The organism is Pseudomonas sp. Sample_20, from assembly GCF_004307585.1.
Lineage (GTDB): Bacteria > Pseudomonadota > Gammaproteobacteria > Pseudomonadales > Pseudomonadaceae > Aquipseudomonas > Aquipseudomonas atacamensis.
Genome location: NZ_RCOA01000097.1, coordinates 1 through 22,200, shown reverse-complemented (window position 1 = coordinate 22,200; position 22,200 = coordinate 1). Strand labels below are relative to the sequence as shown.

Sequence of the window (22,200 nt, the reverse complement as noted above, 5' to 3'; positions counted from 1 at the left end):
TTGGCTACATAGCTCAGTTGGTTAGAGCATAGCATTCATAATGCTGGGGTCCGGGGTTCAAGTCCCTGTGTAGCCACCAAGTACTAAAAACGGCTTACCGAAAGGTAGGCCGTTTTTTTATGCCTGCAATAATTCCCCCTCCGGTTCCCCACCCACAGAAGGTCTATCTTCAGCCCTTTCGATTGATCAGTGGGCTCTCAGCCGCTCATCCGTCAGACTTTCTTACAGCCTGCACTGCGCCTTTTTTCATATAAGCCACATATCAAATTCAAGATAATGCCTTCCTCCCAACCAGGCTTTTAGCCAGGTATTACGAGCCCCGCCCGCCATAAAACTTTAGATAATCAAGAGCGCTATATGAGAAAAAACGCCGCTATTCTTTGAGGGTTAGCGGCGTTTTTTCTACGCAAATGGCGTTGCGGCTTTACTTGGATGATTCATCTATTCCGCTGTAATCACCAGACACCCTTTCATCACACGCACTTTGACGTTCTCGTTCACCTCGAATCCTGCCTGCCGTAACCACAGGCCGCGCAGTCTGATCCAGGGTACGGGTTTGGCGGGGCTGTAGGGCTTTTCCTTGGTGTGGGCCGGGTAAAAATCAGCGGCGATTTTCAACCGGCGTTCAGTGATGGGGGTTGATGACGTATGCTTGGTTTTAGCCATGATCAGCTCCTGTTTAGCTGCTTGTGGTTAGCGGAGCCAGGGTGTTGGCGCACCCTGGTTCCGCGTTCTTAGGGTTACTTCAAATTTCTCTTTCTTCGTTGCTTGTTTTGCTCGCTGCCTGTGCGATCAGCGCGTCAAGCATCTGCGCAATTACCTTCTGTTGGACCTTCGAAAGCTCATTGATGGACTGCAGCCGTCGATACCACGTCGAGGTCAAGCTGCGCCTGGTCGTCTCCGTGTACGAGGGAACCCCGAGCAGGTCTTCAACGGGAACGCGAAGCGCAAATGCCATCTTCACCAGTGTCGTGACCGGCATGCTGCGCGTGCCCTCCTCGTAACCCTGAAAGGTCTGCCGGGAAAGACCTAAAGCCCTTGCAAACCGCGTCTGTGTTATCTCGTGCACCGTGCGTAAATGTGCAATGCGACTGCCCAACGCCACCAGAAAATCACGATCCTCATTGGAAATGCTCATGACAGCGGCCAACTGAAAATAAAATCGAATGGCAACGGACTCATCCTCTTCATCTGATATCCATCCTGGAAAAACTACAGAAACCATCCTCAGGCAACGCCGCGTAGGCTGTCGACCTGAAAGTTCTGTAGGAGAAATGTACGAAAATTACTCCAGCCGGGGCGAAGAACTACAACCAAAGACACCATTGATTCAACTGAATCCATCGCAACCAACCGGGTTTGGAACGCACCGTCGAGGACGATTGACATAGCACCAAATCCCCACCGGTTTGCACCCCGCCCGCCCGCTCGATAAAGTCCCCCAAGACTTCTACCCCACGGACGGAGAGCCCGCGTGTTTCCAGCCCAGCCCTTAGAGCGCTTTCGCTTGCCAGCCCTGACACTGCTTGTCAGCGCTCTGACCCTCACCGCATGCAACGCCCCGCCCTCTTCTTCGTTGCCGCTGGCACCGGAAGCCGCTTCCGGTTACCGCACTGATCTGCAAACCCGTCACGCCAATAAACACATGGCCGCTGCTGCCAATCCACTCGCGGCCGAAGCCGGGCGGGAGATGTTGCGTCAGGGTGGTTCGGCGATTGATGCGGCGATTGCGATGCAGGCGGTGTTGACGCTGGTTGAGCCGCAGTCTTCCGGGATCGGTGGCGGGGCGATGATTGTGTTGTGGGATGGCAAGCAGGTGCGCACCTATGACGGCCGCGAAACGGCCCCGGCCGGGGCCACCGAGAAGCTGTTCCTGAAGGCTGACGGTAAACCGATGGCCTTTGCGCAAGCGCAGATCGGCGGGCGCTCGGTCGGTACGCCCGGGGTATTGCGCGCGCTGGAGCTGGCGCATCGGCAGCACGGTCGCTTGCCATGGGCGAAGCTGTTTGAGCCGGCGATCAAACTGGCCGAGCAAGGATTTGCGATTTCCCCGCGCCTGCATTCGCTGCTGACTGCCGATCCGCTGATACGCCAGTCACCAGACATGGCCGCCTACTTCCTCAATAACGATGGCAGCGTCAAAGCTGTAGGCACACGCCTGCAAAACCCGAAGTTGGCCGCCGTGTTCAAACGCATCGCCAGCGAGGGTGCCGATGCGCTGTACAAAGGTCCGATCGCCGAAGAGATCGTCGCCAAGGTTCAACAGCACGCCAACCCCGGCAGCCTGTCGCTGAACGATTTGCAGCGTTATCAGGCCAAGGAGCGCGCGCCGCTGTGTACCGACTACAAGCGCTGGCAGGTCTGCGGCATGCCGCCACCGTCGTCAGGCGGGATCGCCGTAGCGCAGATTCTCGGCACATTGCAGGCGCTGGAGACTCGCGACCCACGCCTGTCGCTGACCCCGCTCAAACCAGTGAACACCAATAGGCCGGCCGGCATGGAACCGGCGCCGCAAGCGGTGCATCTGATCGCCGAGGCTGAACGTCTGGCCTATGCCGACCGTGCGCAATACGTGGCCGACACCGACTTCGTCCCGGTGCCGGTCAAAGGTCTGCTCGATCCTGCCTATCTGGCCAGCCGCGCCAGCCTGATCGGCGAGCGCAGCATGGGCAGCGCCAAACCGGGCACACCACCGGGCGTGCAGGTTGCCTATGCACCGGACCGCTCGCCGTTGCGCATCTCGACCTCGCAAGTGGTGGCGGTGGACGACCTCGGCGGCGCCGTGTCGATGACCACCACCATCGAAGCCGCGTTCGGCTCGCACCTGATGGTTCAGGGTTTTCTGCTGAACAACCAGATGACCGACTTCTCGTTCATTTCCGAAGAGAACGGGCAGAAAGTCGCGAACCGCGTCGAACCGGGCAAACGCCCACGCTCGTCGATGGCGCCGACGCTGATCTTTGATCGCAACACTGGTGAATTCGTCGCCACAGTCGGCTCGCCCGGCGGTTCGCAAATCATCGAATACGTGGCTAAAACCACCATCGGCCTGCTCGACTGGAACCTCGATGCACAAAGTGCGATCAACCTGCCCAACTTCGGCAGCCGCAATGGCCCCACCGAACTGGAACAGGGACAGTTCAGCCCGGTGCTGATTCAGGCGTTGAAAGACAAAGGGCACACGGTCAGTGAAATCGACATGACCAGCGGCACCCAAGCAATCGTGCGGGTGAAGGATGCGCAGGGCAAAGCGACATTGACGGGGGGTGCCGACCCTCGGCGTGAGGGAGAGGCGTTGGGGGACTGAAACACCGCATTGAAAAAGGCCTGCCGAGCAGCAGGCCTTCTCCCGGGAGTAAATCAGACCGCCAACGTCTTGCCATCCACCCCATCCCCAATCTTCAGGAAATGCCCGCCCGCCACGTGGTGCAAGGTACGCAGTCCATCCTGCCCCTCGAAATGCCAGCGCCCATCGCTGAACACACGCTCATCGGCTTGGGCGGCGATGACTTCGGCGAGGAACAGGTCGTATTGCTCGTGATTGCGCGGCTCCGGCAGCAGGCGGCATTCGAGCCAGGCGACACAGCCCTCGAGCAGCGGCGCTTCAACCTGTTCGCCAGCGAAGGTTTGCAGACCGTACGCCTGAAACTTGTCGTGACCTTGGTTGCGGGTGAGTTCCAGGCCGGAGGTGTTGCCGACGGTTTGCACGATATCGGCCTGATTGACGCAAGGCACGTTCAGCACAAAAGTGCCGGAGGCTTCAAGCAACTGGCGAGTCCAGGTGGATTTGTCGAGGACGACGGCGACTTTCGGCGGTTCGAAATCCAGCGGCATGGCCCAGGCGGCGGCCATGATGTTGCGTTGGCCGTCGTGAGCGGCGCTGACCAGTACGGTCGGCCCGTGATTGAGCAGGCGGTAGGCTTTGTTCAGAGGCACCGGACGGCGGTGGGAGACGCTCATGGGGATCTGCTCCGGAGGAAAAGGAGCCGATTGTAGCGCTGTCACTGGAGAATCGCAGAACCTGTGGGAGCGAGCAGATGCGGCGCTGCCCCTCGGTGATCGTTCCCACGCTCTGCGCGGGAATGCATCCTGTGACGCTCTGCGTCACGCCAGCGAAGCAACGCGGAGCGTCCCGGGCGGCATTCCCACGCAGAGCGTGGGAACGATAAGTGCGGTGTCAGTGAGAGAGCTGATTGGCAAACTGCCCCACCGCATCCACCACTTTCTGCGCACCGTCCTGAATCTCGACAATCACCGTGCCCGCCTCCGCCGCCAGCGCCAGGCCCTGTTCAGCCTGAAGCTTGCCGTCGGTCATCAGCGCCACGGCATTGCGGGCCATTTCCTGGTTCTGCCGTACCACGCCGACGATTTCGTCCGTCGCCTGGCTGGTGCGCGAGGCCAGTTGCCGGACCTCGTCCGCGACCACGGCAAAACCACGGCCCTGCTCGCCGGCCCGGGCGGCTTCGATCGCGGCGTTGAGCGCCAGCAGGTTGGTCTGTTCGGCAATGCCGCTGATGGTTTTGACGATGGTGCCGATCACCAGCGACTGCTCGTTGAGCGCTTCGATTCCTTCGCCGGCGGCTTGCATGTGCCGCGACAAATCACGCATCACGTTGACCGCTTCGGTGACGACCGTGGTGCCCCGTTGTGCGGTGCTGTCGGTTTGTTGCGAGGTGCTGTAAGCGATGCTCGCTGCGTCGGCAACCGCCTGCTCGCGGTTGACCTGATCGGTGATCACCGTGGCGAACTTCACCACTTTGTACAGTTTGTCGTTGGCATCAACCACCGGGTTGTAGGACGCTTCCAGCCACACCGTACGACCATGGCTGTCGATACGCTTGAAGCGGCCTGCGACGAATTCGCCGCTGTTCAAGCGCCGCCAGAAATTCTGATATTCGGCGCTGTTGTATTCTTCCGGTGCGCAGAAGGTGCGGTGATGTTTGCCTTTGATCTGCGCCAGGCTGTAACCCATGCCGTTGAGGAAGCGGTCATTGGCGCTGAGCACATTGCCGTTGAGATCGAATTCAATCACGGCGGTGGAGCGCACCAGCGCGCCGATCAGGTTCTCATGCTCGCGGGAGGCTTCGATGGTGCGGGTCAGGTCGCTGGCGTAGAAGGAAATGTGTCTGATCCGGCCATCGGACGAGCGCACCGGTTGCACGATGGAACGCAGCCACGCCTCGTCGCCATTGCCGCGCAACAGGCGCACGGCGCCGGCAAAATGCTCGCCACGGCTCATCGAGTTTTTGAAGCGCTGATGGAATTCGTCGGTTTTGACGTGGGCCGGCACGATGTCTTCAATTGCCCGGCCGACCAGGTCCTGGCTCTTGTAGAGCATTTCATCGAGAAAATTCTGGTTGACCGAACGAATCCGCCCGTCGGGCTCAAGGGTCAGCGCGAGCATTTCGCTTTCCAGGCTTTCCTTCACTTGTACAAGGCTGGAGAGTTCTTCGCGCAGAGCAGCCAGCTCTTGTTTCAAGCGTTTATTGAACATGGGAAAGCACCGATGGCAGGGTAGTTAGCGGATACAACCTAGCCATCGGCCTTGCACAGCTTTTCTGAAGCCAGCTCCAGACCCGTCAGTCGAAAATAATCCGGCGCTTGCGGATCAGGCAGCGCCGGCCGCCTGACACGGTCCGGTACGTGGCATGCGCGCACCGAAATACGCCGCCGTCACAATCCCCACAGCGCCCATCACGGCACAAAAGATCACGCAGACCCACGGGCTCCACGGCATCAGACCAATCAGCAGCAGCGGGGTGATACTTGCCCACGCCGCGTAGGCAATGTTGTAGGTGAAGGAAATGCCCGACACGCGAATCCGCGCCGGAAAAAGCCCGACCATCACCGAAGGCACCGCACCCACTACCCCGCAAGCCAGGCCGGCGACCGCATAGGCCATGCCGATCCAATGCCCGCCCATGATCAGGCAGCCATACAACACGCCAATGCCCAGCGGCAGTAACAAGCTGTAGAGCATGACCGTGCGCCAGGCGCCGATGCGGTCGACCAGCAGCCCGGCGATCACGCAGCCGATATTGAGGAAGACGATGCCCAGGGCACTGAGGCCGAAGGTGTGACTGGCGGTCATGCCGAAGGTTTTCTGCATCATGGTCGGGGTGATGACGACGAACACCACCACTGCCGAGGTGAGTACGCAGGTGAGCAACATGGCCGGCAGCATGGCCAGACGATGTTCGCGCAATACCGTGCGCAACGGCAGTTCGACTCGCGCCTCGCGTTGCGCTTCCATGGCCATGAACACCGGGGTTTCGCTGAGCCAGCGGCGCAGATAAACGCCCACCACGCCGAACACGCCGCCGAGCAGAAACGGATAGCGCCAGGCGTAATCGAGAATTTCGGCAGGCGTGAAAACCTGCGCGAGGAAGGTCGCGGTGAGTGCGCCGATCAAGTAACCGAAGGTCAGGCCGGCCTGCAGGAATCCGAGGGCGTAGCCGCGATGGCCGACAGGCGCATGCTCGGCGACGAACACCCAGGCACTTGGCACTTCGCCGCCCACCGCCGCGCCTTGCAGGATGCGCAGCGCCAGCAACAGCAAGGGTGCGAAATAGCCGATCTGCGCGTAGGTCGGCATGATCCCGATCAGCAGACACGGCAGGGCCATCATCAGGATGCTCAGGCTGAACACCTTTTTGCGGCCCAGGCGGTCGGCGAAATGCGCCATCAGAATCCCGCCCAGCGGCCGCGCCAGATAACCGGTGACGAAGATGCCGAAACTCTGCAGCAAACGCAGCCACTCGGGCATTTCCGGGGGGAAGAACAGCTGACTCAGAGTCAGTGCGAAGAATACGAAGATGATGAAATCGTAGATTTCCAGCGCCCCGCCAAGCGCCGCAAGGGCGAGGGTCTTGTAGTCGGAGCGGCTGAACGGCGCCGGTCGGGCTGGAGAATTGGCAGTCATGACAAAGAACTCAGGCATCGGCAAAAACCAAGGCGCTCATGGTCTACGCAAAAGCGCGGATCGACAACCCGTCAGACCATAGTCTCGGTTTGCGAAAACCTGCTCAACAAAAGGGTGGCGCTTGATTTACTGTTAGCGCCTGTCCAAGGGACCACGCCAACACCGACCAGCCGCCCACGTGGGAGCGAGCCTGCTCGCGAAAGCGTCAGTTCAGACAACCTGATGCTGAATGTGCCGACGTCTTCGCGAGCAGGCTCGCTCCCACAGGGTTCTCTGTGGCTGTCGAGCCGGGCGACTGCTCCCACGGATCAAAATAACCATAAAAAATCCGAGGTACTTCCTGTGGCCGTTGATATCGAAGATAGCCGCTCCGCGCGCTTTGCCCTGCGCTGTTCCAGTTTTGCCGAACGCTGGTTTCCCGATTCCTGGGTATTCGCCGCGCTGGCCGTGATCATCGTTGCGCTGGCCACTTTGGCCATGGGCGCCAAACCTACCGCTGCGGCGATGGCCTTCGGCGACGGCTTCTGGAGCCTGATCCCGTTCACCATGCAGATGGCCTTCGTGGTGATCGGCGGCTACGTCGTCGCCAGCTCTCCGCCCGCAGTCAAACTGATCGACAAACTGGCACGCATCCCGAAAAACGGCCGCTCCGCCGTGGCCTGGGTAGCGTTGATCTCGATGGTCGCCTCCCTGCTCAATTGGGGTCTGTCGCTGGTATTCGGCGGGCTGCTGGTACGCGCCCTCGCCCGCCGCACCGATCTGAAAATGGATTACCGCGCGGCCGGTGCTGCGGCATACCTTGGCCTTGGCGCGGTGTGGGCACTGGGCTTGTCATCGTCGGCCGCGCAGTTGCAGGCCAACCCCGGCAGCCTGCCGCCGTCGATCCTGTCGATCACTGGCGTAATCCCGTTCACCGAAACCATTTTTCTCTGGCAGTCCGGGGTCATGCTGCTGGCGCTGATCGTGATTTCGATCATCATCGCCTACGCCACCGCGCCCGGGCCGAACTCGGCACGCGACGCCAAGGCCTGCGGCATCGACCCGGCGTTCAACCTGCCGCCGCTGCAACCGCGCACTCGCCCCGGTGAATGGCTGGAACACAGCCCGTTGCTGATCATTGTGCTGGTGCTTCTGGCGGCGGGATGGCTGTTCCACGAGTTCTCGACCAAACCCGCGATCACTGCAATTTCCGGCCTGAACACCTATAACTTCCTGTTCATCATGCTCGGAGCGCTGTTGCACTGGCGCCCGCGCAGCTTCCTCGATGCGGTGGCCCGTGCGGTGCCGACCACCACTGGCGTGTTGATCCAGTTTCCGTTGTACGGCTCGATCGCCGCACTGATGACTACGGTCAAAGGCGCCGATGCGCAAACCCTCGCACATCACATCTCGACCTTCTTCGTCAGCATCGCCTCCCACGACACCTATGCGCTGCTGATGGGCGTCTATTCGGCGATTCTCGGTTTCTTCATCCCGTCCGGCGGCGGCAAATGGATCATCGAAGCGCCCTACGTGATGCAAGTCGCCAATGACCTGCAATACCACCTCGGCTGGGCAGTGCAGATCTACAACGCCGCCGAAGCCTTGCCGAACCTGATCAACCCGTTCTATATGCTGCCGCTGCTGGGCGTGCTCGGGTTGAAGGCGCGGGATCTGATCGGCTTTTCGTTCGTGCAACTGCTGGTGCACACGCCACTGGTGCTGCTGCTGTTGTGGGCGCTGGGGACGACATTGGCGTATACGCCGCCGGTGATGCCGTAGCAAAAACTAGCCAGGCCTGTGGGAGCGAGCGCTCGCTTGCACAGGTCTGGCGTGGAAATCATGAAATCCACACTCAACCGCTTTTCTGTCAAACACCTCTGATCCACTATGAAGCGCCCCCAAATCGAGGGGAACCCACGCTGAAAAGGATCTGAGCATGTTCAAACTCGCAGGCCTTACCCTCGTTGCACTGACACTAAGCGCCGCCGTCCACGCCGATGTCGACGTGAAACTGGGCAGCACCGAGCGCGTCACCCGCCTCTTCGCCTACCCCAACAATTGCAGCGTGATCTGCTTTCGCAACTGGACGCTGGAGCAGACCGTTGCTCACTACCTGAGCCAGAGCGTACAGCGCGACGGTTACGCCGATGCCAAGGTGCTGGTGAAAAATGACAACGATCAGCTCTACGCCGAGATCACCGGGGTGCCGGACGGCTATGACAAGCCGCTGTCGGCGTTGCTCGATGCCGGCGACCTGGCGTATGCCGGCGCCAGCAAGCTCAATGCCGATGGCAAGTGGGCCTACAGCTGGTATCTGTTCCTGCCGCTGGGCATGGCCCTGGAAAATCGCAAGAGCATCGAGTTGCTGCACTTCCCGCCTGATTACTCGCTGACCCAGGCGCAGGACTATCTGCGCTCGAACACCACCGATCGCTGGGCGACGTTGCTGACCGATAACGGCATCCCCGCCGGGCAGACGCCGGCCTATCAGACCATCATCGACATCGCGCCGATCGCCGCGCCGTCCAATGCCGGCGGGGATCTGGAGGACGTCTACGACTACTTCAAGGATTACCAGACCACGCTGGTCAAGCAGTTCAGCCAGACCGCCAGCGGCACGACGCTGCCGATGGTTGCGTTCGGGGCGCCGGTGCGCAACTGGATCAAGGAACAGTATGGGCCGACGGTGGGCGTATTGGGTCTGGCAAGCATCAGTCCAAGCGAAGGGGTGAATGTGCCGGTGCTCGGCTCGAATCATCCGAGCTATATCTGGTACGCCGCCGATCCGAAGAGCTATACCGGCGACGATGCCCAGGCCAAGGCTGACGCGGCGGGCCTTAAAGTCATGGGCCAGGATTTGAGCGCGGCTTGCTGGCAGGCCGGGATGGGCAGCAAGCCGGGCAGCGATGCGCAGGCCACGCTGAACAGTTGCACGCAAACATGGCAGGTGACGCAAAAGGTCAAAACCTGCGAGTTGTTCTACACCTCGATCCGCGACCTCAGCGCCGAACAAGCCGCCGCCAAGTGCGCCACGCCACGAATCAAGACACAACTGCAGCAGTTGAAAGCGCCACTGCCTGCGGCCGCTTTGCCCGCACCCGCTCTGTAATCGCTGCCGGAGCCCCCCGTGTCAGTCAATGCTGACGCGGGCCAGCGGTGATCGCGCCTGTCAGGTTTGACAGTAGACCGCTACCTTCAATTGCGCGACGCTTGGATCCAATCATGCCTCGCCTGGCGAGGCATGGGCACAACCCGGAGGCAACACTCAACAACAAGGATCGTTATGAACAATCAAGCCATGGGCCGGCACCTGCCGCGCGACACAGAAGGCATCTATCCGTTCGCCGGACTTCCGGTGCGGCTGGGCTTCCCATCCTGCCAGGACTTTCAGATTATCCACGACGAACGTGGCATGGCCACGGCGGTGGTCGCGCGCCGCGAGTTTCTGCGCATTAGCCGAATGTGCCGGGTTTCCGGGCAATTGCTGCCCTATCGCTGTCGACAGACCCGTCAGTTGCAAACCGGCATCCACGTTTACGATCCGCGCTTTTGCGGTGTGCTCGAGCACGCCTGCGATCCGAATGTATTTCTCGACATGAGCGAATTGTGGCTGTGGGCCTTGAAAGATATCCACAGCGGCGAACATCTGAGCATCGATTACGCATCGACCGAAGACAAACTGCTACGCCAGTTCGCCTGCGATTGCGGTTCGTCGCGCTGCCGTGGCTGGATCACCGGTTACGACGAACCACCCACGCCTGAAGGCCAGCGCTTTTTACAGCGCTGGCGGCATCCAGGCCGTAACTGAACGCCGCGGTTACGGCGCGCCGACCGGACGTAAGCGGTATTGCGGCGGCAACTGTTCGAAACCGCTTATGGTGGTATTGAGACTTTTCCAGCGGCCGTCCTTGATGCCGTAGATGCAGCCGTGGATCGACAGCGGCTGTCCGCGATGCCAAGCGTTCTGGATGATGCTGGTATGCGCGACGTTGGCCACTTGCTGGATCACGTTGAGTTCGCACATGCGATCGACCTGCTCTTCTTCGGTCGCCAGCTTGGCCAGTTCTTCGCGTTTCTCGTAGTACAGGTCGCGGATCGACCGCAGCCAGCCGTCGATCAGGCCGAACTGGCGATCCTGCATCGACGCGCGCACGCCGCCGCAGCCGTAGTGGCCGGTGACGAGGATGTGTTTGACCTTGAGCACATCCACCGCGTACTGGATCACCGAGAGGCAGTTGAGGTCGGTGTGCAGCACGACGTTGGCCACGTTGCGGTGTACGAACAGATCGCCCGGCAGCATGCCGACGATTTCGTTAGCCGGTACGCGTGCGTCGGAGCAGCCGATCCATAGATATTCTGGGGTCTGCTGGCGCGCCAGTTTGGCGAAGAAATCCGGGTCTTCCTTGGTGATCGCGTCAGCCCAACGCTCGTTGTTATCAATCAGGTCTTGTAGATCGTGCATGGATAAGGCCTCAAGAAAGATGCGCAGGTTTGATAGACGACCGCCCGTCGAAGTCACGCCGCCAGCGCAAAGTGTTTTCGTTGGAATTCTCGCGCGCCCGGTGAGTCCACTCAGTAAGGCCCACACTATGAGGAATTGCCATGACTGATTCACGACGCCCTTATGATGCGGTGCAACCGGAACCCATCGATGATAACGAAGACCGCATGGGCTCGGTGCACGAGCTGGATTTCGACGACGAAGAGCCCAGCGCGAAAATCGGAGATGAACTGCCCGAGCGTGAACGCGAACAACTGATGCCGGCTGAGCGAGTGCGTGAGGCGGGTATGACCGGGGCCTCGGTGGATGATCATCAGCCGACTGACGATGACCTGAGCCCGGAAACCCTGATTCGCGAGGATGGTGCGCGCGATGCCGAGGAAGTCGGCGAGGGTAATCAGGCGGATTGGGATCTGAGCGTGGTCGATGAAAATGACATCGGCGGCGGTGACGGGCTGGATGAAGCGGAACTGGCGGATCTGGATCCGCTGGATGGCAAGCGCTGATCCGCTGACTTGAAATTTGCCCCCTGTAGGAGCTGCCGAAGGCTGCGATCTTTTGATTTTGCTTTAGATCTTACAAAAACAGGATCAAAAGATCGCAGCCTTCGGCAGCTCCTACATGGCTTCAGTCAACCAGGGTACAGGCCATCACCACCGCATCCTCACGCCCACCCACCGCCGGATAATAATCACGACGCCGGCCAATCTCGTTGAAGCCATAACGCTCATACAACCTGAACGCAGCCGTGTTGCTGTCGCGCACTTCGAGAAAGCATTCCCGAGCCTCGGCCGCATACGCCCGCGACATCAAATGCTCAAGCAACGTCAGGCCCAACCCGCGCCCCTGACTTTCCGGCTTGACGGTGATATTGAGCAGGTGCGCCTCATCAAGAATGATTTGCACCACGCCGTGGCCCACCTGCTGCTGCCCTTCGAACATCAGCCAGATCTGGTATTTGCCCAGGCCATCGAGAAAAATCCCCCGGGTCCACGGATGGCTGTACGCGGCGTATTCGATCTTCAACACAGCGTCCAGGTCCGCCTCGGTCATCGGGCGAAAGGTTACAGCCTCACTCATCGGATTGTTTCCAGCGCGCCATCAGCCGACGCATGGCTTGCCACACAGCGGCCTTGCGCTGTGGCTCTTCCATTAACAGTTCCAGACCGGGAATTGCCCAGGCCAGGCCCAGACCTTCGATCTGCAGTTCACTATTGAACGCTTCGGCGTCCGCTTCCCCGGCAAATTTCACCGCCGGCAGGCCGATCAGCCACAGACAGGCGCAGGGCGCCGCTTCCATCTGCACCGAGAGGAAACCCTGCACGAAGTCGCGCGCCGCTTCCGGGCCTTGATCCAGCGTGCCGCGATTGAGCCACGGCCAGCGCACAGGTTCGCCGACGATTTGCGGCGCATCCGGCAGACCGGCGGCGCGCAGCATGTCCTTGAGCAGCAGGTAGGCCGGATCGCGACTCTGAAACGCTTCGCCTGTGGGTAACTCGACCAGCAGCAGGCAGCGCCCGGCGCGCAGCAGTTGCAGGGCGAAACGCGGCGGCGGCACTGGCGCAGGCTTGACCACCACCGGCGTCTCGTCGACTTCCTCCACCGGTTTCGCGCCGTTGCGGGTACTGGCCAGCGACGGACGCGGCACCTCGATTTTCGGCCGCTCGACCTGACGCGCGGCAGGCTGCGCCGGTGCTTCAGCCAGAGGCGCCGGAACGACCGGCACCTCAAGCTCAGGCTCGGGCATCTCCAACAGCTCGGGCCGCGACGGTGCGGCGAAAGGCAGTTCGGTGCGCGGCAGCCAGTTGACCACCTGCATGGCGTTCAAATAGGCGCGGCGGCGGGACTCGATAAGCAAAGGTCGGCCACTTGTGGATAACGGAAAGTGCGCTGATTCTACCGCCCTTCGCACAAGATCGCTCGCTGTTGATCGATACCCCGCGCTGCGCTGCGCCGCTGCCCTTTGAGCAAAGAATGCGACAGCCCGTCCCGAGAGTGAATCGCCGCGCCTGTGATGCAGTACAATCGCCGCTTTTAATCGCCAACCAGCCGGCCATTCCGATGATCGAACCCAAGCGCGTCTTGCGCGCCCTCGCTGAACACTGGGCACTTCTGGAGCCACTGTGCGAGCACTTCGACCAAGGCACCCTGAGCCTCAACGAACTGCGCACGCAACTGGCCGCCCAACAACTCGACAGCACGCCGCAGGACATCACCAGCCTGCTCGATGTGTGGATTCGCCTCGATATTCTGGTTCCGGTGGCGAAAAGCCCGAACCGTTTCGAGCTCAACGCGCAGATCCACGACTTCCTCGCCTACCTGCGCCGCGAACACCGCCTCGGTCTGTGCCTGGAAATCGAAGCCTATTTGCGTCACCTGGAGCGTCTGGCCGGTTATATCCAGGACGCTTTCGACGTTCGTGACGGCAACGATCTGGCGCGCCAGCTGCGCTTGCTCGACATGCGCGTGCGCGACGTACTGAAGAAACTCGACAACGATGAACAGGCCCTGGTGGCAGTCGCCGAACGGGCGAAGACCAGCGACCGGCAGATTCCGCTGCGTCAGCGTTACGCCGAAGTACTGGCGACGTGGGACGAATACGTCGAGCCGATGATCGATCTGGTCAACGCCGACGGTGCCTTCGAGCAAGGCGTGCGCAAGGTCGAAACCGTGCTGCTGAAGATGCTCAGCGAACAGCAGCGTCTCGGCCATCTGGTCGATGACGACATGCTCCTGCGCACCCACGCGCGCATCCTCGAAATGCAGACCAGCGCGCAATTGACCCTGCGCCATGCCCGCGAACTGCTGCTGCCGTTGCGTGAAGAAGCGCGTCGGCATAACGCCGTGACCCGTGGCGCCGCACTGGCGCTGGCGGCGATCCGGCGTAAAGGCATCGACGCCGTGCCGCAAGCGGCGATGCCGCTGTTCACCCGCCCACAGAGCACTTTCCTGGGCAGCGCCAGTCAGGTCGAAGCCTACGTTTATGCGCTGGCGCGTTTCGAGCCGAAACCGGCGCGCTTCCCCAAGGCGCACAAAACCCAAAAGGCTGGCGACGCGCCACGTGCACCGCGCACCGTGCGCGAGATGGTCGATCGTTGCGAAGAATCGCTGCCGATGCCGGATCTGATGACCTGGCTGCTGGAGCAGGAACCGGACGGCGCCACCGACGAATTGCTTTATTGGTTCTCGCGCCTGTCGCGGGAAAAACGCTTCAAGCGCGAGCGTCTGGAACGTCGCGAATATCACACTCACGAGCATCAGGTCAGCCTGCGCTCCTTCGCCCTGCTCTCGGCCAGCGACACCGCCGCCGAGAATTCTGCGAGCATCCCAAATGCATCTTGATCTTTCCGAACTGTCGCAACTGGCGCCGATCTTCCGCGAGTTGTTCAAGGGTTACCACGTCAGCCGTCGTGATCCCGAGCTGTACGCACAACTGTCGAATTTCCAGGACCAGTACCGCACGCTGTTCAAGGCGTTGGGCTTTGAACTGGTCTGCGACACCCGTGGTTTCTACTACTTCGTGCCGGACATGGCCGCCGCAGCGGTGAACAAGACCGCCCAGCGTCTGGCGCTGTTCACCTTCATCCTCGTCGAGCACCTGGCCGATCAGGGCCGCGACCCGATCGCCGTGCTCGACGGCGGCAGCCTCGGCCGGGAAGAATTGCCGTCGCTGCTGGACAAGTATCGCGACCTGTTCATTCAGGCCGAAGTGCAGACCGTCGAAGAACTCGAAGAAAAAATCATGCGCCGCATGACCCAGCTTGGTTTTGCCGGCGAAGAAAACGGTGTCTACCGCTTCCTGCCGCCGATGCACCGTTTCCTCGACGTGTGCCTGTCGGTACAGCAGGACCGCGACCTCGCTGCCAGCGTCCACAGCGTTCTGCCGCTGCCGGCGCCGGTGCTGATCGACGAAGAAGCCGAAGCGAAATTCCTCGAAACCGACGATCCGCTCGATCTTTCCGAATTTGAAGAAGAAAGCGAAGAAGACGCACTGGCCCGCGCCATTGCCGAAGAACAGGAGTCCGATGCATGAGCCAAGAACGCTACGGCATCCGCCGCTTTGCCCTTTTGAACACCGCCGGTTACAGCCTCGGTCTGTTCCCGCTGGAAGAACCGTTGTCGGTTTACGGCGCGAACAACCTCGGGAAATCGGCGTCGATCAACGCCTTGCAGTTTCCGATTCTGGCGCGCATGTCGGACATGAGTTTCGGCAAGTACAGCCTGGAACAATCGCGGCGCTTCTACTTCGCTTCCGACACCAGTTACATCCTCGTCGAAGTCAACCTGCCCCACGGCCCGCACGTGATCGGCGTGGTCGGTCGCGGCCCGGGGGGCGGTTTCGGGCACCAGTTCTTCGCCTACGCCGGCAAGCTCGATCTGGCCCACTACCAGAAAAACGACACCTGCCTGCGCCAGAAAGAACTGTTCAGCAATCTCGAAAAAGAAGGCCTGAAGGCTTACGAGCTCAAGCCGGACGAACTGCGCCGCTTGCTGGTTGGCGGCCACACGTCGATCCCGCTCGACCTGACGCTGATCCCGCTGCGCTCCACCAGCGAGCAGAGCCTGAAGACCTTCCGCGCGCTGTTCATCAACCTGCTGCACATGCGCGAAATCACCGCGGCCAAGCTCAAGCAACTGTTCCTCGATGCCTTCGAGCACAGCCTGCGTTCGGGCAGCGTCGATTACATCGCCGCGTGCGAAGAAGCCTTCCGCGACGTGCGGCGCATGGAACAGGACTACAACTCGCTGGTCGCCGCCGGCCCATTGGTCGAAGCCTTGGCCAACGGCGTGAAACAGCGCGACGTGCTGCGCGGCAAACTGCATCGCCTGTCGCCGCTACTCGATTCCCTGCTCGGCACCTGGTCGGACTACGCCACGGCGCGCAAGGAAGAGCTCACCATCCAGGCCGAGCACTACCGTCGCGAGCAGGACGATCTGCAAAACGATCAGCGCGGCGGCACTCAGGAATTGATGCGTCTGGAGCGGGAAATTTCCGGCATTCAGCGCTGGCTCGGTGAGCTGTCGGTGCTGAAGAACCGCTTCGCCCTGGTCGATGACGTCAAAGTGCTCGAGCAACAATTGCTCGCCGCCAAGGATGCTCACGATGAACTGGCCGGTGCCCTGGCGCAGTCGCGTCAGTTCAGCGCCGAAGATCTCGAAGAGCGTCTGCGCGATCTGGAAAAACGCCTGAAGTCGGTGAAGCAGCAACTCGATCACGCCGACAACAACAGCTACGCCCGCCTGCGCGAAGAGTTCTCGCAACAGGACGTCGAACGCCTGATGCGCCTGTTCAACAGCGCGCTGTTCAGCCTGCCGCTGGGCGAACACGGCATCACCCTCGACGAGAACGGTGAGTGGGTCAAATCCGTGGAGCTGATTCTTGACGGCTTCAAGGGCGAGCGCTTCGAAGTGCCGGGCCTGTCGATCGACATCTCGCACATCGAGCCGCCCGCCTTGCAGGCTCTGGCTGACCGCGCCGCGTTGCGCGATCAGAAGGAGCGTCTGGAAAAAGAGCTCAAGCAACTGAAAACCCAGCAAGCCGTGGCCGCCGACCGCGCCGCGAGCAAGACCCAGACCGAGGCGCTGTATCAGCAGGTGCTGGACGCGCAGAAGGCGCTGGAAGATTTCCGTCGCACCCAGACCCTGAGCGCCGAAGAAAGCGACAAACTCGAACAACTGGCGCAGATGGAAGCTGCGCAGGACGAACTCAAGCGCTCCAGCGATGCCTTCACCGAGCGCGTCCAGCAACTGTCGGCCAAGCTGCAACTCGTCGGCCGGCAGATCGCCGACATGGAAGCCAAGCAGCGCACCCTCGACGACGCGCTGCGCCGTCGTCAGTTGCTGCCAGCGGACCTGCCGTTCGGAACGCCGTTCATGGATCCGGTCGATGACTCGATGGACAACCTGCTGCCGCTGCTCAACGACTATCAGGATAGCTGGCAGGGTCTGCTGCGCGCCGATGGGCAGATCGAGGCGCTGTACGCGCAGGTGCGTTTGAAAGGTGTGGCCAAGTTCGACAGCGAAGACGACATGGAGCGGCGTCTGTCGCTGCTGATCAACGCTTACGCACACCGTACCGATGAAGCCCTGACCCTCGGCAAGGCGCGGCGCGCGGCGGTCACCGACATCGCCCGCACTCTGCGCAACATCCGCAGCGACTACGACAGCCTCGAGCACCAACTGGCGCTGTTCAACCGCGAGATCAACAAGCGTCAGGTTTCCAACCTGCAGAGCTTCCGCATCGTCCTCGCGCCGAACAAGGAAGCGCTCAAGCACATCGACCAGATCATCCACAGCGCCGGCCAGTATGAGGAAGGCGAAACCCTGTCGGTGTTTGACCTCAGCCAGAGCGCCGAGCAGGACAACAAGAACGAAGAGGCCAAGGAATACCTCGCGCGGCTGGTGGCAGCGAACCACAACCAGCTCGGCCTCAAGGATTTGTTCGAACTGGCTTTCGAGATCACCAAGGTCAACGGCCAACCGGTGATCCACACCGACATCGACGGCGCGGCCTCCAACGGTACGACCATGACCATCAAGGCGCTGACCAACATGTACTTGTTGCTGCACTTGATGGATCGCGATCTGGCCGGCCGCGTGCGTCTGCCGTACTACCTCGACGAGGCGGCGGACATCGACGAGAAGAACCAGGCGGCGCTGCTGGAAACCAGTCTGCAACTGGGCTTCGTGCCGATTCTCGCAAGTGTGAAGCCGCAGGTCTGCGCCAGTGTCGCGATTGACCTGGAAGGCGGCAGCGGCCCGGCCGGGATCTACATCGATGAAGCGGACTGGAAGTACATCCGCCGCCATGATGTGGTCAAAGCCACGCTGAATGTGCAGGCCGATGAGCCGGAGCTGGATGCGGTTTGATCGGCTTTAGCTGAAGGCAAAAAGGGCCGCGATCTGCTGGGATCGCGGCCCTTTTTTATGGAGTGGATTTTGTGTTGATTTGGCTGGCCCCTTCGCGAGCAGGCTCGCTCCCACAATTGGAATGCGTTCCCCTGTGGGAGCGAGCCTGCTCGCGAAGGCGTCTCAACAGACGCTGCTATTTACCAAGCTGAATCTTCGGCGCCCAGGTCAGCCATTCATCCTCGAACTTGTCGAACAACGGGAACGTCTGCTCGGCCCGCGCCGGGTTGCCCATGCGTTCACCGTCCGGGGTGGCGAAGGCAATACCACCTTGAATCAGCGTCTCCAGCGACTCGGTTCGCACCGTCACGCCTTTAAATAAACCGTAATCGAAGCCCACACCGCTGGTGTTCCAGAAGCGGCTGCCGCTGCGCACCAATGGCGCATACTTCGGCTCGATCAGGATGTGCACCAATACACGGTCAGCGGTCTGGCCCAACTCATAACCGGTCACCTTGCCGACGGTGATTTCACGATAGGTGACTGGTACGCCGGGCTTCAGCGAACCACGACGTGCAGCGCTCAACACCAGACTCAAACCGGCTTCCTGCTTGGTGACTTCCGGCGCCTCGGCCAAGGCAACGAAGTTCTTCTGCGGGCCAAGATTCTTCGCCGCCGGCTGGACTTCGATGTATTTACCGGTGACCAGCGTTTCCAGATTCTGCGTCTTGATCAGGCCCAGTTCCGGCTTGACCACCCAGAATTGACTGCCGACTCGGGCGATCTTTTCCGGTACTTCGGTGATGCGTGCGGTGAGGATTACCGACTGCATGTCATCGGTCAGATCAACGCTTTCAATCTTGCCGACATCCAGCCCCTTGAAACGTACCGGCGTACCGCTGCTCAAGCCGTCAGCGCGATCAACCTTGATCGTCACTACCGCACCTTTCTTGTTTGCCTCATCGTGGTCGGCGAACAGACGGAAGCGCGGGATGCGTTTCTTCAACGGCGCATTGGCTTGCGGCGTTTCGAACGCGATACCGCCGGCCATCAGGGTTTGCAGGGATTCACTCTTGACCTGAATGCCCCCGGTCAAGCCACCGGTGAGGGTAATGCCGCTGACGTTCCAGAAGCGCGTCGAGGCGTTGACCAGGTTTTCGTATTCCTTCTCGATGTGCACGCCGATGACCAGCTGCTTCTTGGTTCGGGAGAACTGGTAGCTCTGCACCGAACCGACCTTGACCTGCTTGTACAGAATCGGACTGCCGACATCGATCGAGCCCAGCGAGTCGGTGAACAACACCAGATGCAGGCCTGGCGAACGCAGGTCCAGCGGTGGTGCTTTCGGTCGCGCCTCGAATTCGCGTTTCGGCGCAGCGCCTTTGTCGCCCGGACGCACGGCGATGTAGTTACCTTTCACCAGCGCTTCCAGGCCGGTAATACCGGCAAGGGATATCGACGGTTTGACCACCCAGAACTGCGTGCCCTCAACCAGATAGTCTTCGGCCAACGGATCAAGGGTCAGCTCGGCTGTTGCACTGTTCAGGTCCGGATCGACTTTGAGCGCTTTCAGGTTGCCGACCTGAATGCCTTTGTACATCACCGGCGTGCGACCGGCTTGCAGGCCCTCGAAATCGCTGAGTTTGACCTTCACGCGAATGCCGGCAGCGGCAGCGTCGAAGTCTTCATACAGACGGAATGGCAGGCTCGGATCGGTCGCAGGGCTGTCCTTGCGATTCTCCGGCGTGGCGAAGGCGATGCCCCCAGCGACGATGCTGGCCAAAGACTCGCTACGGACTTTCACACCGGACAGGTTGGCGTCGATGCTGATGCCGCTGGCGTTCCAGAAACGTGTGTGTTTGCGCACCAGTTTGGCGTAGGTCGGCTCGATGAACACCTTCAGTTCAACGGTGCTCTGATCCTCGGAAAGCACGTAGCTTTTGACCTGGCCGACCTTGATCTGCTTGTAGAACACCGGGCTGCCGCGATTCAGCGAGCCGAGGCGATCGGCCTTGATGGTCAGGTGCAGACCGGGCTTGGCGTCGGACAGCGGCGGTTCTTCGGCGAGTGCCTTGAACTTGCGCACGGGCTCGCCTTCACCGGGACTGATCGCGACATAGTTACCCGAGACCAGCGTTTCCAGACCAGTGATACCGGCCAGGGTCACGCTCGGTTTGACCAGCCAGAACCGCGTGCTGGTCTTCAGGTATTGCTCGACGTCCTTGTTCATTTCGATAGTGGCGATCACTCCTTTGGAGTTGCCTTCATCGTCGAGCTTGAGCGTCTTGACCTTGCCGACCGGCATGCCTTTGTAAACCACTTCGGTCTTGTTGGCCTGGATCCCTTCGCCGCTTTCGAAGCGCACCTGAATTTCGATACCGGTCTCGGAATAAGCACGCCAGCCGAGCCAGCCGCCGATGATCAAAGCGATCAGAGGCAGCACCCAAATGGCCGACCAGTTCGAAGCCGGTCGGGTTTTCGCTACAGGCAAATCAGTCATGGTCGTCGTCCGACTCCGTGTTATCCCAAATCAGTCGGGGATCGAAAGTTACTGCGGCGAGCATCGTCAGAATCACCACGGTGGCGAAGGCGACGGCGCCCAAATTGGCTTCGACACTGGCTATACGGCCGAAGTTAACGACCGCCACGAGAATGGCGATCACAAAAATATCGAGCATCGACCAGCGGCCAATGAACTCGATGAAGCGGTACATCCAGATGCGCTGACGGGCCGACAATGGCTGCCGGCGCTGCACTGAAAACAGCAACAACGCGATGCCGACCAGTTTGAACGTGGGCACCAGAATACTGGCGATGAACACCACGCTCGCGATTGGAATCATGCCGTGCTGCACCAGTTCAATCACGCCGGACATGATGGTGCTCGGCTCACCCTGGCCCAGAGAGCTGACCGTCATGATCGGCAAGACGTTGGCCGGAATATAGATAATGGCTGCCGTGATCAACAGCGCCCAGGTGCGGGTCAGGCTGTTAGGGCGGCGAGCGTGAACCTGCGCGCCGCAGCGGGTACAGCTTTGCTCATCGACGTCAGCTTCCTGCTTGTTCAGTTCGTGGCATTCGGCGCACACCAGAATGCCCGCATCAATCGCCCGCATGGGCATCCTCTCCTGATAATGCCTGCCAGATCTGATGCGGTGACATCACCACCTCCAGCCAGACTTGTACCAACAACAAGCCAATGAAACATGCCAGCCCGAGGCCGACGGTGATTGCTGCCATATCCGCCAGCTTCACGATCGCGACGAGGACGCCCATGAGGTAGACCTCGAGCATGCCCCAGTCTCTGAGGTGGTGGTAAATACGATAGAGCAACAAGCCATAACTACGGCCGACATTGAAGCGGATCGTCAGTAGGACAAACAGCTGGCACAACAACTTGAGTAACGGTATGGCCATGCTGCAAAGAAAGACGACAATCGACACTCCTTGCATATCGGTGTTGAACAGACCTACCACACCACTCCAGACCGTATCCTGCGAAGATTGCCCGAGGATATTGAGTTGCATGATGGGTAAAAAGTTTGCAGGCACGTAAAGTAATAAAGCCGCGATCACCAGAGCGAGGCTGCGCTGCACAACGTTATGGCGGTGGGCATATAACTCGTAGCCGCAGCGCGGGCAGAGCGCTTTCTCACCATGGGCAAGTGTCGGCTTGCGCATCAGCAGGTCGCACTCGTGGCAGGCTATCAAGTCTTCCAGCGGTAAATCTGACAGCCCGGGGGCGTCAACCGATTCTGACATACAGGCTCTAGCTCCGATAAAGATGGGGCTATTCTAGTGTTCTGTTTCGAAAATAACTGTGCAATTTTGTTCGCCGTAGCGCTGAAAACTTTCTCGCAGGCAAAACAAAACCCCAACTGCTTTCGCAACTGGGGTTTCGGAATTTAATCTTGACGATGACCTACTCTCACATGGGGAAACCCCA

At 60.3% G+C, this 22,200-nt stretch carries 19 protein-coding genes and 1 tRNA gene; 9 read left to right on the top strand and 11 right to left on the bottom strand.

The genetic code is table 11. From position 1 onward, the window contains the following. Window positions 1-2 precede the first annotated feature (2 nt). A tRNA-Met gene (locus tag D8U70_RS20510) sits at window positions 3-79 on the top strand. A 362-nt stretch (window positions 80-441) separates the two neighbouring features. On the opposite strand, the gene D8U70_RS20505 is transcribed toward D8U70_RS20510, so the two are convergent. After that, complete coding sequence (locus tag D8U70_RS20505; protein ID WP_073473524.1) at window positions 442-666, bottom strand: SymE family type I addiction module toxin; 225 nt, start codon at window positions 664-666, stop codon at window positions 442-444. A gap of 79 nt (window positions 667-745) precedes the next feature. Next, entirely contained in the window at window positions 746-1,138 is a 393-nt protein-coding gene (locus tag D8U70_RS20500; protein ID WP_241664675.1) for a helix-turn-helix transcriptional regulator, read from the bottom strand. A 336-nt stretch (window positions 1,139-1,474) separates the two neighbouring features. Between D8U70_RS20500 and ggt the strand changes: the two genes are divergently transcribed. Beyond that, complete coding sequence (gene ggt, locus D8U70_RS20495) at window positions 1,475-3,307, top strand: gamma-glutamyltransferase (protein WP_130929607.1); 1,833 nt, start codon at window positions 1,475-1,477, stop codon at window positions 3,305-3,307. 53 nt (window positions 3,308-3,360) lie between these two features. On the opposite strand, the gene D8U70_RS20490 is transcribed toward ggt, so the two are convergent. The 3 genes from D8U70_RS20490 to D8U70_RS20480 all read right to left on the bottom strand — a co-directional run bounded on the left by D8U70_RS20490 (window position 3,361) and on the right by D8U70_RS20480 (window position 6,922). Continuing rightward, window positions 3,361-3,960, bottom strand: a complete 600-nt coding sequence (locus D8U70_RS20490) for a flavin reductase family protein (protein ID WP_130929606.1) — start codon at window positions 3,958-3,960, stop codon at window positions 3,361-3,363. 217 nt (window positions 3,961-4,177) lie between these two features. Beyond that, entirely contained in the window at window positions 4,178-5,494 is a 1,317-nt protein-coding gene (locus tag D8U70_RS20485) for a PAS domain-containing methyl-accepting chemotaxis protein (protein WP_130929605.1), read from the bottom strand. Window positions 5,495-5,608: 114 nt separating this feature from the next. Next, on the bottom strand, window positions 5,609-6,922 hold the full coding sequence (locus tag D8U70_RS20480; RefSeq protein ID WP_073473586.1) for an MFS transporter: 1,314 nt from the start codon (window positions 6,920-6,922) through the stop codon (window positions 5,609-5,611). A 342-nt stretch (window positions 6,923-7,264) separates the two neighbouring features. Here D8U70_RS20480 and D8U70_RS20475 point away from each other — a divergent pair, with 342 nt between their 5' ends. The 3 genes from D8U70_RS20475 to D8U70_RS20465 all read left to right on the top strand — a co-directional run bounded on the left by D8U70_RS20475 (window position 7,265) and on the right by D8U70_RS20465 (window position 10,712). Further along, window positions 7,265-8,683, top strand: a complete 1,419-nt coding sequence (locus tag D8U70_RS20475) for a TIGR00366 family protein (protein WP_016773194.1) — start codon at window positions 7,265-7,267, stop codon at window positions 8,681-8,683. 157 nt (window positions 8,684-8,840) lie between these two features. Next, window positions 8,841-10,013 (top strand): hypothetical protein, encoded by a 1,173-nt coding sequence (locus tag D8U70_RS20470; protein WP_130929604.1) that lies wholly within the window; start codon window positions 8,841-8,843, stop codon window positions 10,011-10,013. A 174-nt stretch (window positions 10,014-10,187) separates the two neighbouring features. Continuing rightward, entirely contained in the window at window positions 10,188-10,712 is a 525-nt protein-coding gene (locus D8U70_RS20465; protein ID WP_110646141.1) for an SET domain-containing protein-lysine N-methyltransferase, read from the top strand. 9 nt (window positions 10,713-10,721) lie between these two features. Here D8U70_RS20465 and can read toward each other — a convergent pair whose 3' ends face one another. Then, window positions 10,722-11,366 carry a carbonate dehydratase gene (gene can, locus D8U70_RS20460; protein ID WP_039761245.1) on the bottom strand — a complete coding sequence of 215 codons (645 nt, stop codon included), beginning with the start codon at window positions 11,364-11,366 and terminating at the stop codon, window positions 10,722-10,724. A 140-nt stretch (window positions 11,367-11,506) separates the two neighbouring features. Here can and D8U70_RS20455 point away from each other — a divergent pair, with 140 nt between their 5' ends. After that, window positions 11,507-11,911, top strand: a complete 405-nt coding sequence (locus tag D8U70_RS20455; RefSeq protein ID WP_122611786.1) for a serine kinase/phosphatase — start codon at window positions 11,507-11,509, stop codon at window positions 11,909-11,911. A 121-nt stretch (window positions 11,912-12,032) separates the two neighbouring features. On the opposite strand, the gene rimI is transcribed toward D8U70_RS20455, so the two are convergent. Both rimI and D8U70_RS20445 read right to left on the bottom strand, forming a co-directional pair. Continuing rightward, window positions 12,033-12,485 carry a ribosomal protein S18-alanine N-acetyltransferase gene (rimI, locus tag D8U70_RS20450; protein WP_122706712.1) on the bottom strand — a complete coding sequence of 151 codons (453 nt, stop codon included), beginning with the start codon at window positions 12,483-12,485 and terminating at the stop codon, window positions 12,033-12,035. After that, on the bottom strand, window positions 12,478-13,224 hold the full coding sequence (locus tag D8U70_RS20445) for an energy transducer TonB (protein ID WP_122706714.1): 747 nt from the start codon (window positions 13,222-13,224) through the stop codon (window positions 12,478-12,480). Before D8U70_RS20445 ends, rimI begins: the two co-directional genes overlap by 8 nt. Window positions 13,225-13,466: 242 nt before the next feature. Here D8U70_RS20445 and mksB point away from each other — a divergent pair, with 242 nt between their 5' ends. Genes mksB through mksF form a run of 3 tightly spaced genes read left to right on the top strand, consistent with a single transcriptional unit; the run spans window position 13,467 to window position 18,275 of the window. Beyond that, a complete protein-coding gene (mksB, locus tag D8U70_RS20440; protein ID WP_163032968.1) occupies window positions 13,467-14,747 on the top strand; it encodes an Mks condensin complex protein MksB in 1,281 nt (426 codons plus the stop codon). Continuing rightward, complete coding sequence (mksE, locus tag D8U70_RS20435; protein ID WP_016773189.1) at window positions 14,737-15,438, top strand: Mks condensin complex protein MksE; 702 nt, start codon at window positions 14,737-14,739, stop codon at window positions 15,436-15,438. Before mksB ends, mksE begins: the two co-directional genes overlap by 11 nt. Then, window positions 15,435-18,275 carry an Mks condensin complex protein MksF gene (mksF, locus tag D8U70_RS20430; RefSeq protein ID WP_041480021.1) on the top strand — a complete coding sequence of 947 codons (2,841 nt, stop codon included), beginning with the start codon at window positions 15,435-15,437 and terminating at the stop codon, window positions 18,273-18,275. Before mksE ends, mksF begins: the two co-directional genes overlap by 4 nt. Before the next feature lie 175 nt (window positions 18,276-18,450). Here mksF and D8U70_RS20425 read toward each other — a convergent pair whose 3' ends face one another. Genes D8U70_RS20425 through D8U70_RS20415 form a run of 3 tightly spaced genes read right to left on the bottom strand, consistent with a single transcriptional unit; the run spans window position 18,451 to window position 22,016 of the window. Further along, the gene (locus tag D8U70_RS20425; RefSeq protein ID WP_016773187.1) at window positions 18,451-20,754 is read right to left on the bottom strand and encodes an MlaD family protein; all 2,304 of its coding nucleotides are present in this window, start codon (window positions 20,752-20,754) and stop codon (window positions 18,451-18,453) included. Further along, entirely contained in the window at window positions 20,747-21,370 is a 624-nt protein-coding gene (locus D8U70_RS20420; RefSeq protein ID WP_073473548.1) for a paraquat-inducible protein A, read from the bottom strand. The genes D8U70_RS20425 and D8U70_RS20420 overlap by 8 nt, the downstream gene beginning before the upstream one ends. Then, window positions 21,357-22,016 (bottom strand): paraquat-inducible protein A, encoded by a 660-nt coding sequence (locus tag D8U70_RS20415; protein WP_071173598.1) that lies wholly within the window; start codon window positions 22,014-22,016, stop codon window positions 21,357-21,359. Before D8U70_RS20415 ends, D8U70_RS20420 begins: the two co-directional genes overlap by 14 nt. Window positions 22,017-22,200 lie beyond the last annotated feature (184 nt).

Coding starts and splice junctions, on each gene's coding strand:
- D8U70_RS20505 (WP_073473524.1), bottom strand. CDS start 666: ATGGCTAAAACCAAGCATACGTCATCAACCCCCATCACTGAACGCCGG.
- D8U70_RS20500 (WP_241664675.1), bottom strand. CDS start 1,138: ATGAGCATTTCCAATGAGGATCGTGATTTTCTGGTGGCGTTGGGCAGT.
- D8U70_RS20490 (WP_130929606.1), bottom strand. CDS start 3,960: ATGAGCGTCTCCCACCGCCGTCCGGTGCCTCTGAACAAAGCCTACCGC.
- D8U70_RS20485 (WP_130929605.1), bottom strand. CDS start 5,494: ATGTTCAATAAACGCTTGAAACAAGAGCTGGCTGCTCTGCGCGAAGAA.
- D8U70_RS20480 (WP_073473586.1), bottom strand. CDS start 6,922: ATGACTGCCAATTCTCCAGCCCGACCGGCGCCGTTCAGCCGCTCCGAC.
- D8U70_RS20470 (WP_130929604.1), top strand. CDS start 8,841: ATGTTCAAACTCGCAGGCCTTACCCTCGTTGCACTGACACTAAGCGCC.
- D8U70_RS20465 (WP_110646141.1), top strand. CDS start 10,188: ATGAACAATCAAGCCATGGGCCGGCACCTGCCGCGCGACACAGAAGGC.
- can (WP_039761245.1), bottom strand. CDS start 11,366: ATGCACGATCTACAAGACCTGATTGATAACAACGAGCGTTGGGCTGAC.
- D8U70_RS20455 (WP_122611786.1), top strand. CDS start 11,507: ATGACTGATTCACGACGCCCTTATGATGCGGTGCAACCGGAACCCATC.
- rimI (WP_122706712.1), bottom strand. CDS start 12,485: ATGAGTGAGGCTGTAACCTTTCGCCCGATGACCGAGGCGGACCTGGAC.
- D8U70_RS20445 (WP_122706714.1), bottom strand. CDS start 13,224: ATGCAGGTGGTCAACTGGCTGCCGCGCACCGAACTGCCTTTCGCCGCA.
- mksB (WP_163032968.1), top strand. CDS start 13,467: ATGATCGAACCCAAGCGCGTCTTGCGCGCCCTCGCTGAACACTGGGCA.
- mksE (WP_016773189.1), top strand. CDS start 14,737: ATGCATCTTGATCTTTCCGAACTGTCGCAACTGGCGCCGATCTTCCGC.
- mksF (WP_041480021.1), top strand. CDS start 15,435: ATGAGCCAAGAACGCTACGGCATCCGCCGCTTTGCCCTTTTGAACACC.
- D8U70_RS20425 (WP_016773187.1), bottom strand. CDS start 20,754: ATGACTGATTTGCCTGTAGCGAAAACCCGACCGGCTTCGAACTGGTCG.
- D8U70_RS20420 (WP_073473548.1), bottom strand. CDS start 21,370: ATGCGGGCGATTGATGCGGGCATTCTGGTGTGCGCCGAATGCCACGAA.
- D8U70_RS20415 (WP_071173598.1), bottom strand. CDS start 22,016: ATGTCAGAATCGGTTGACGCCCCCGGGCTGTCAGATTTACCGCTGGAA.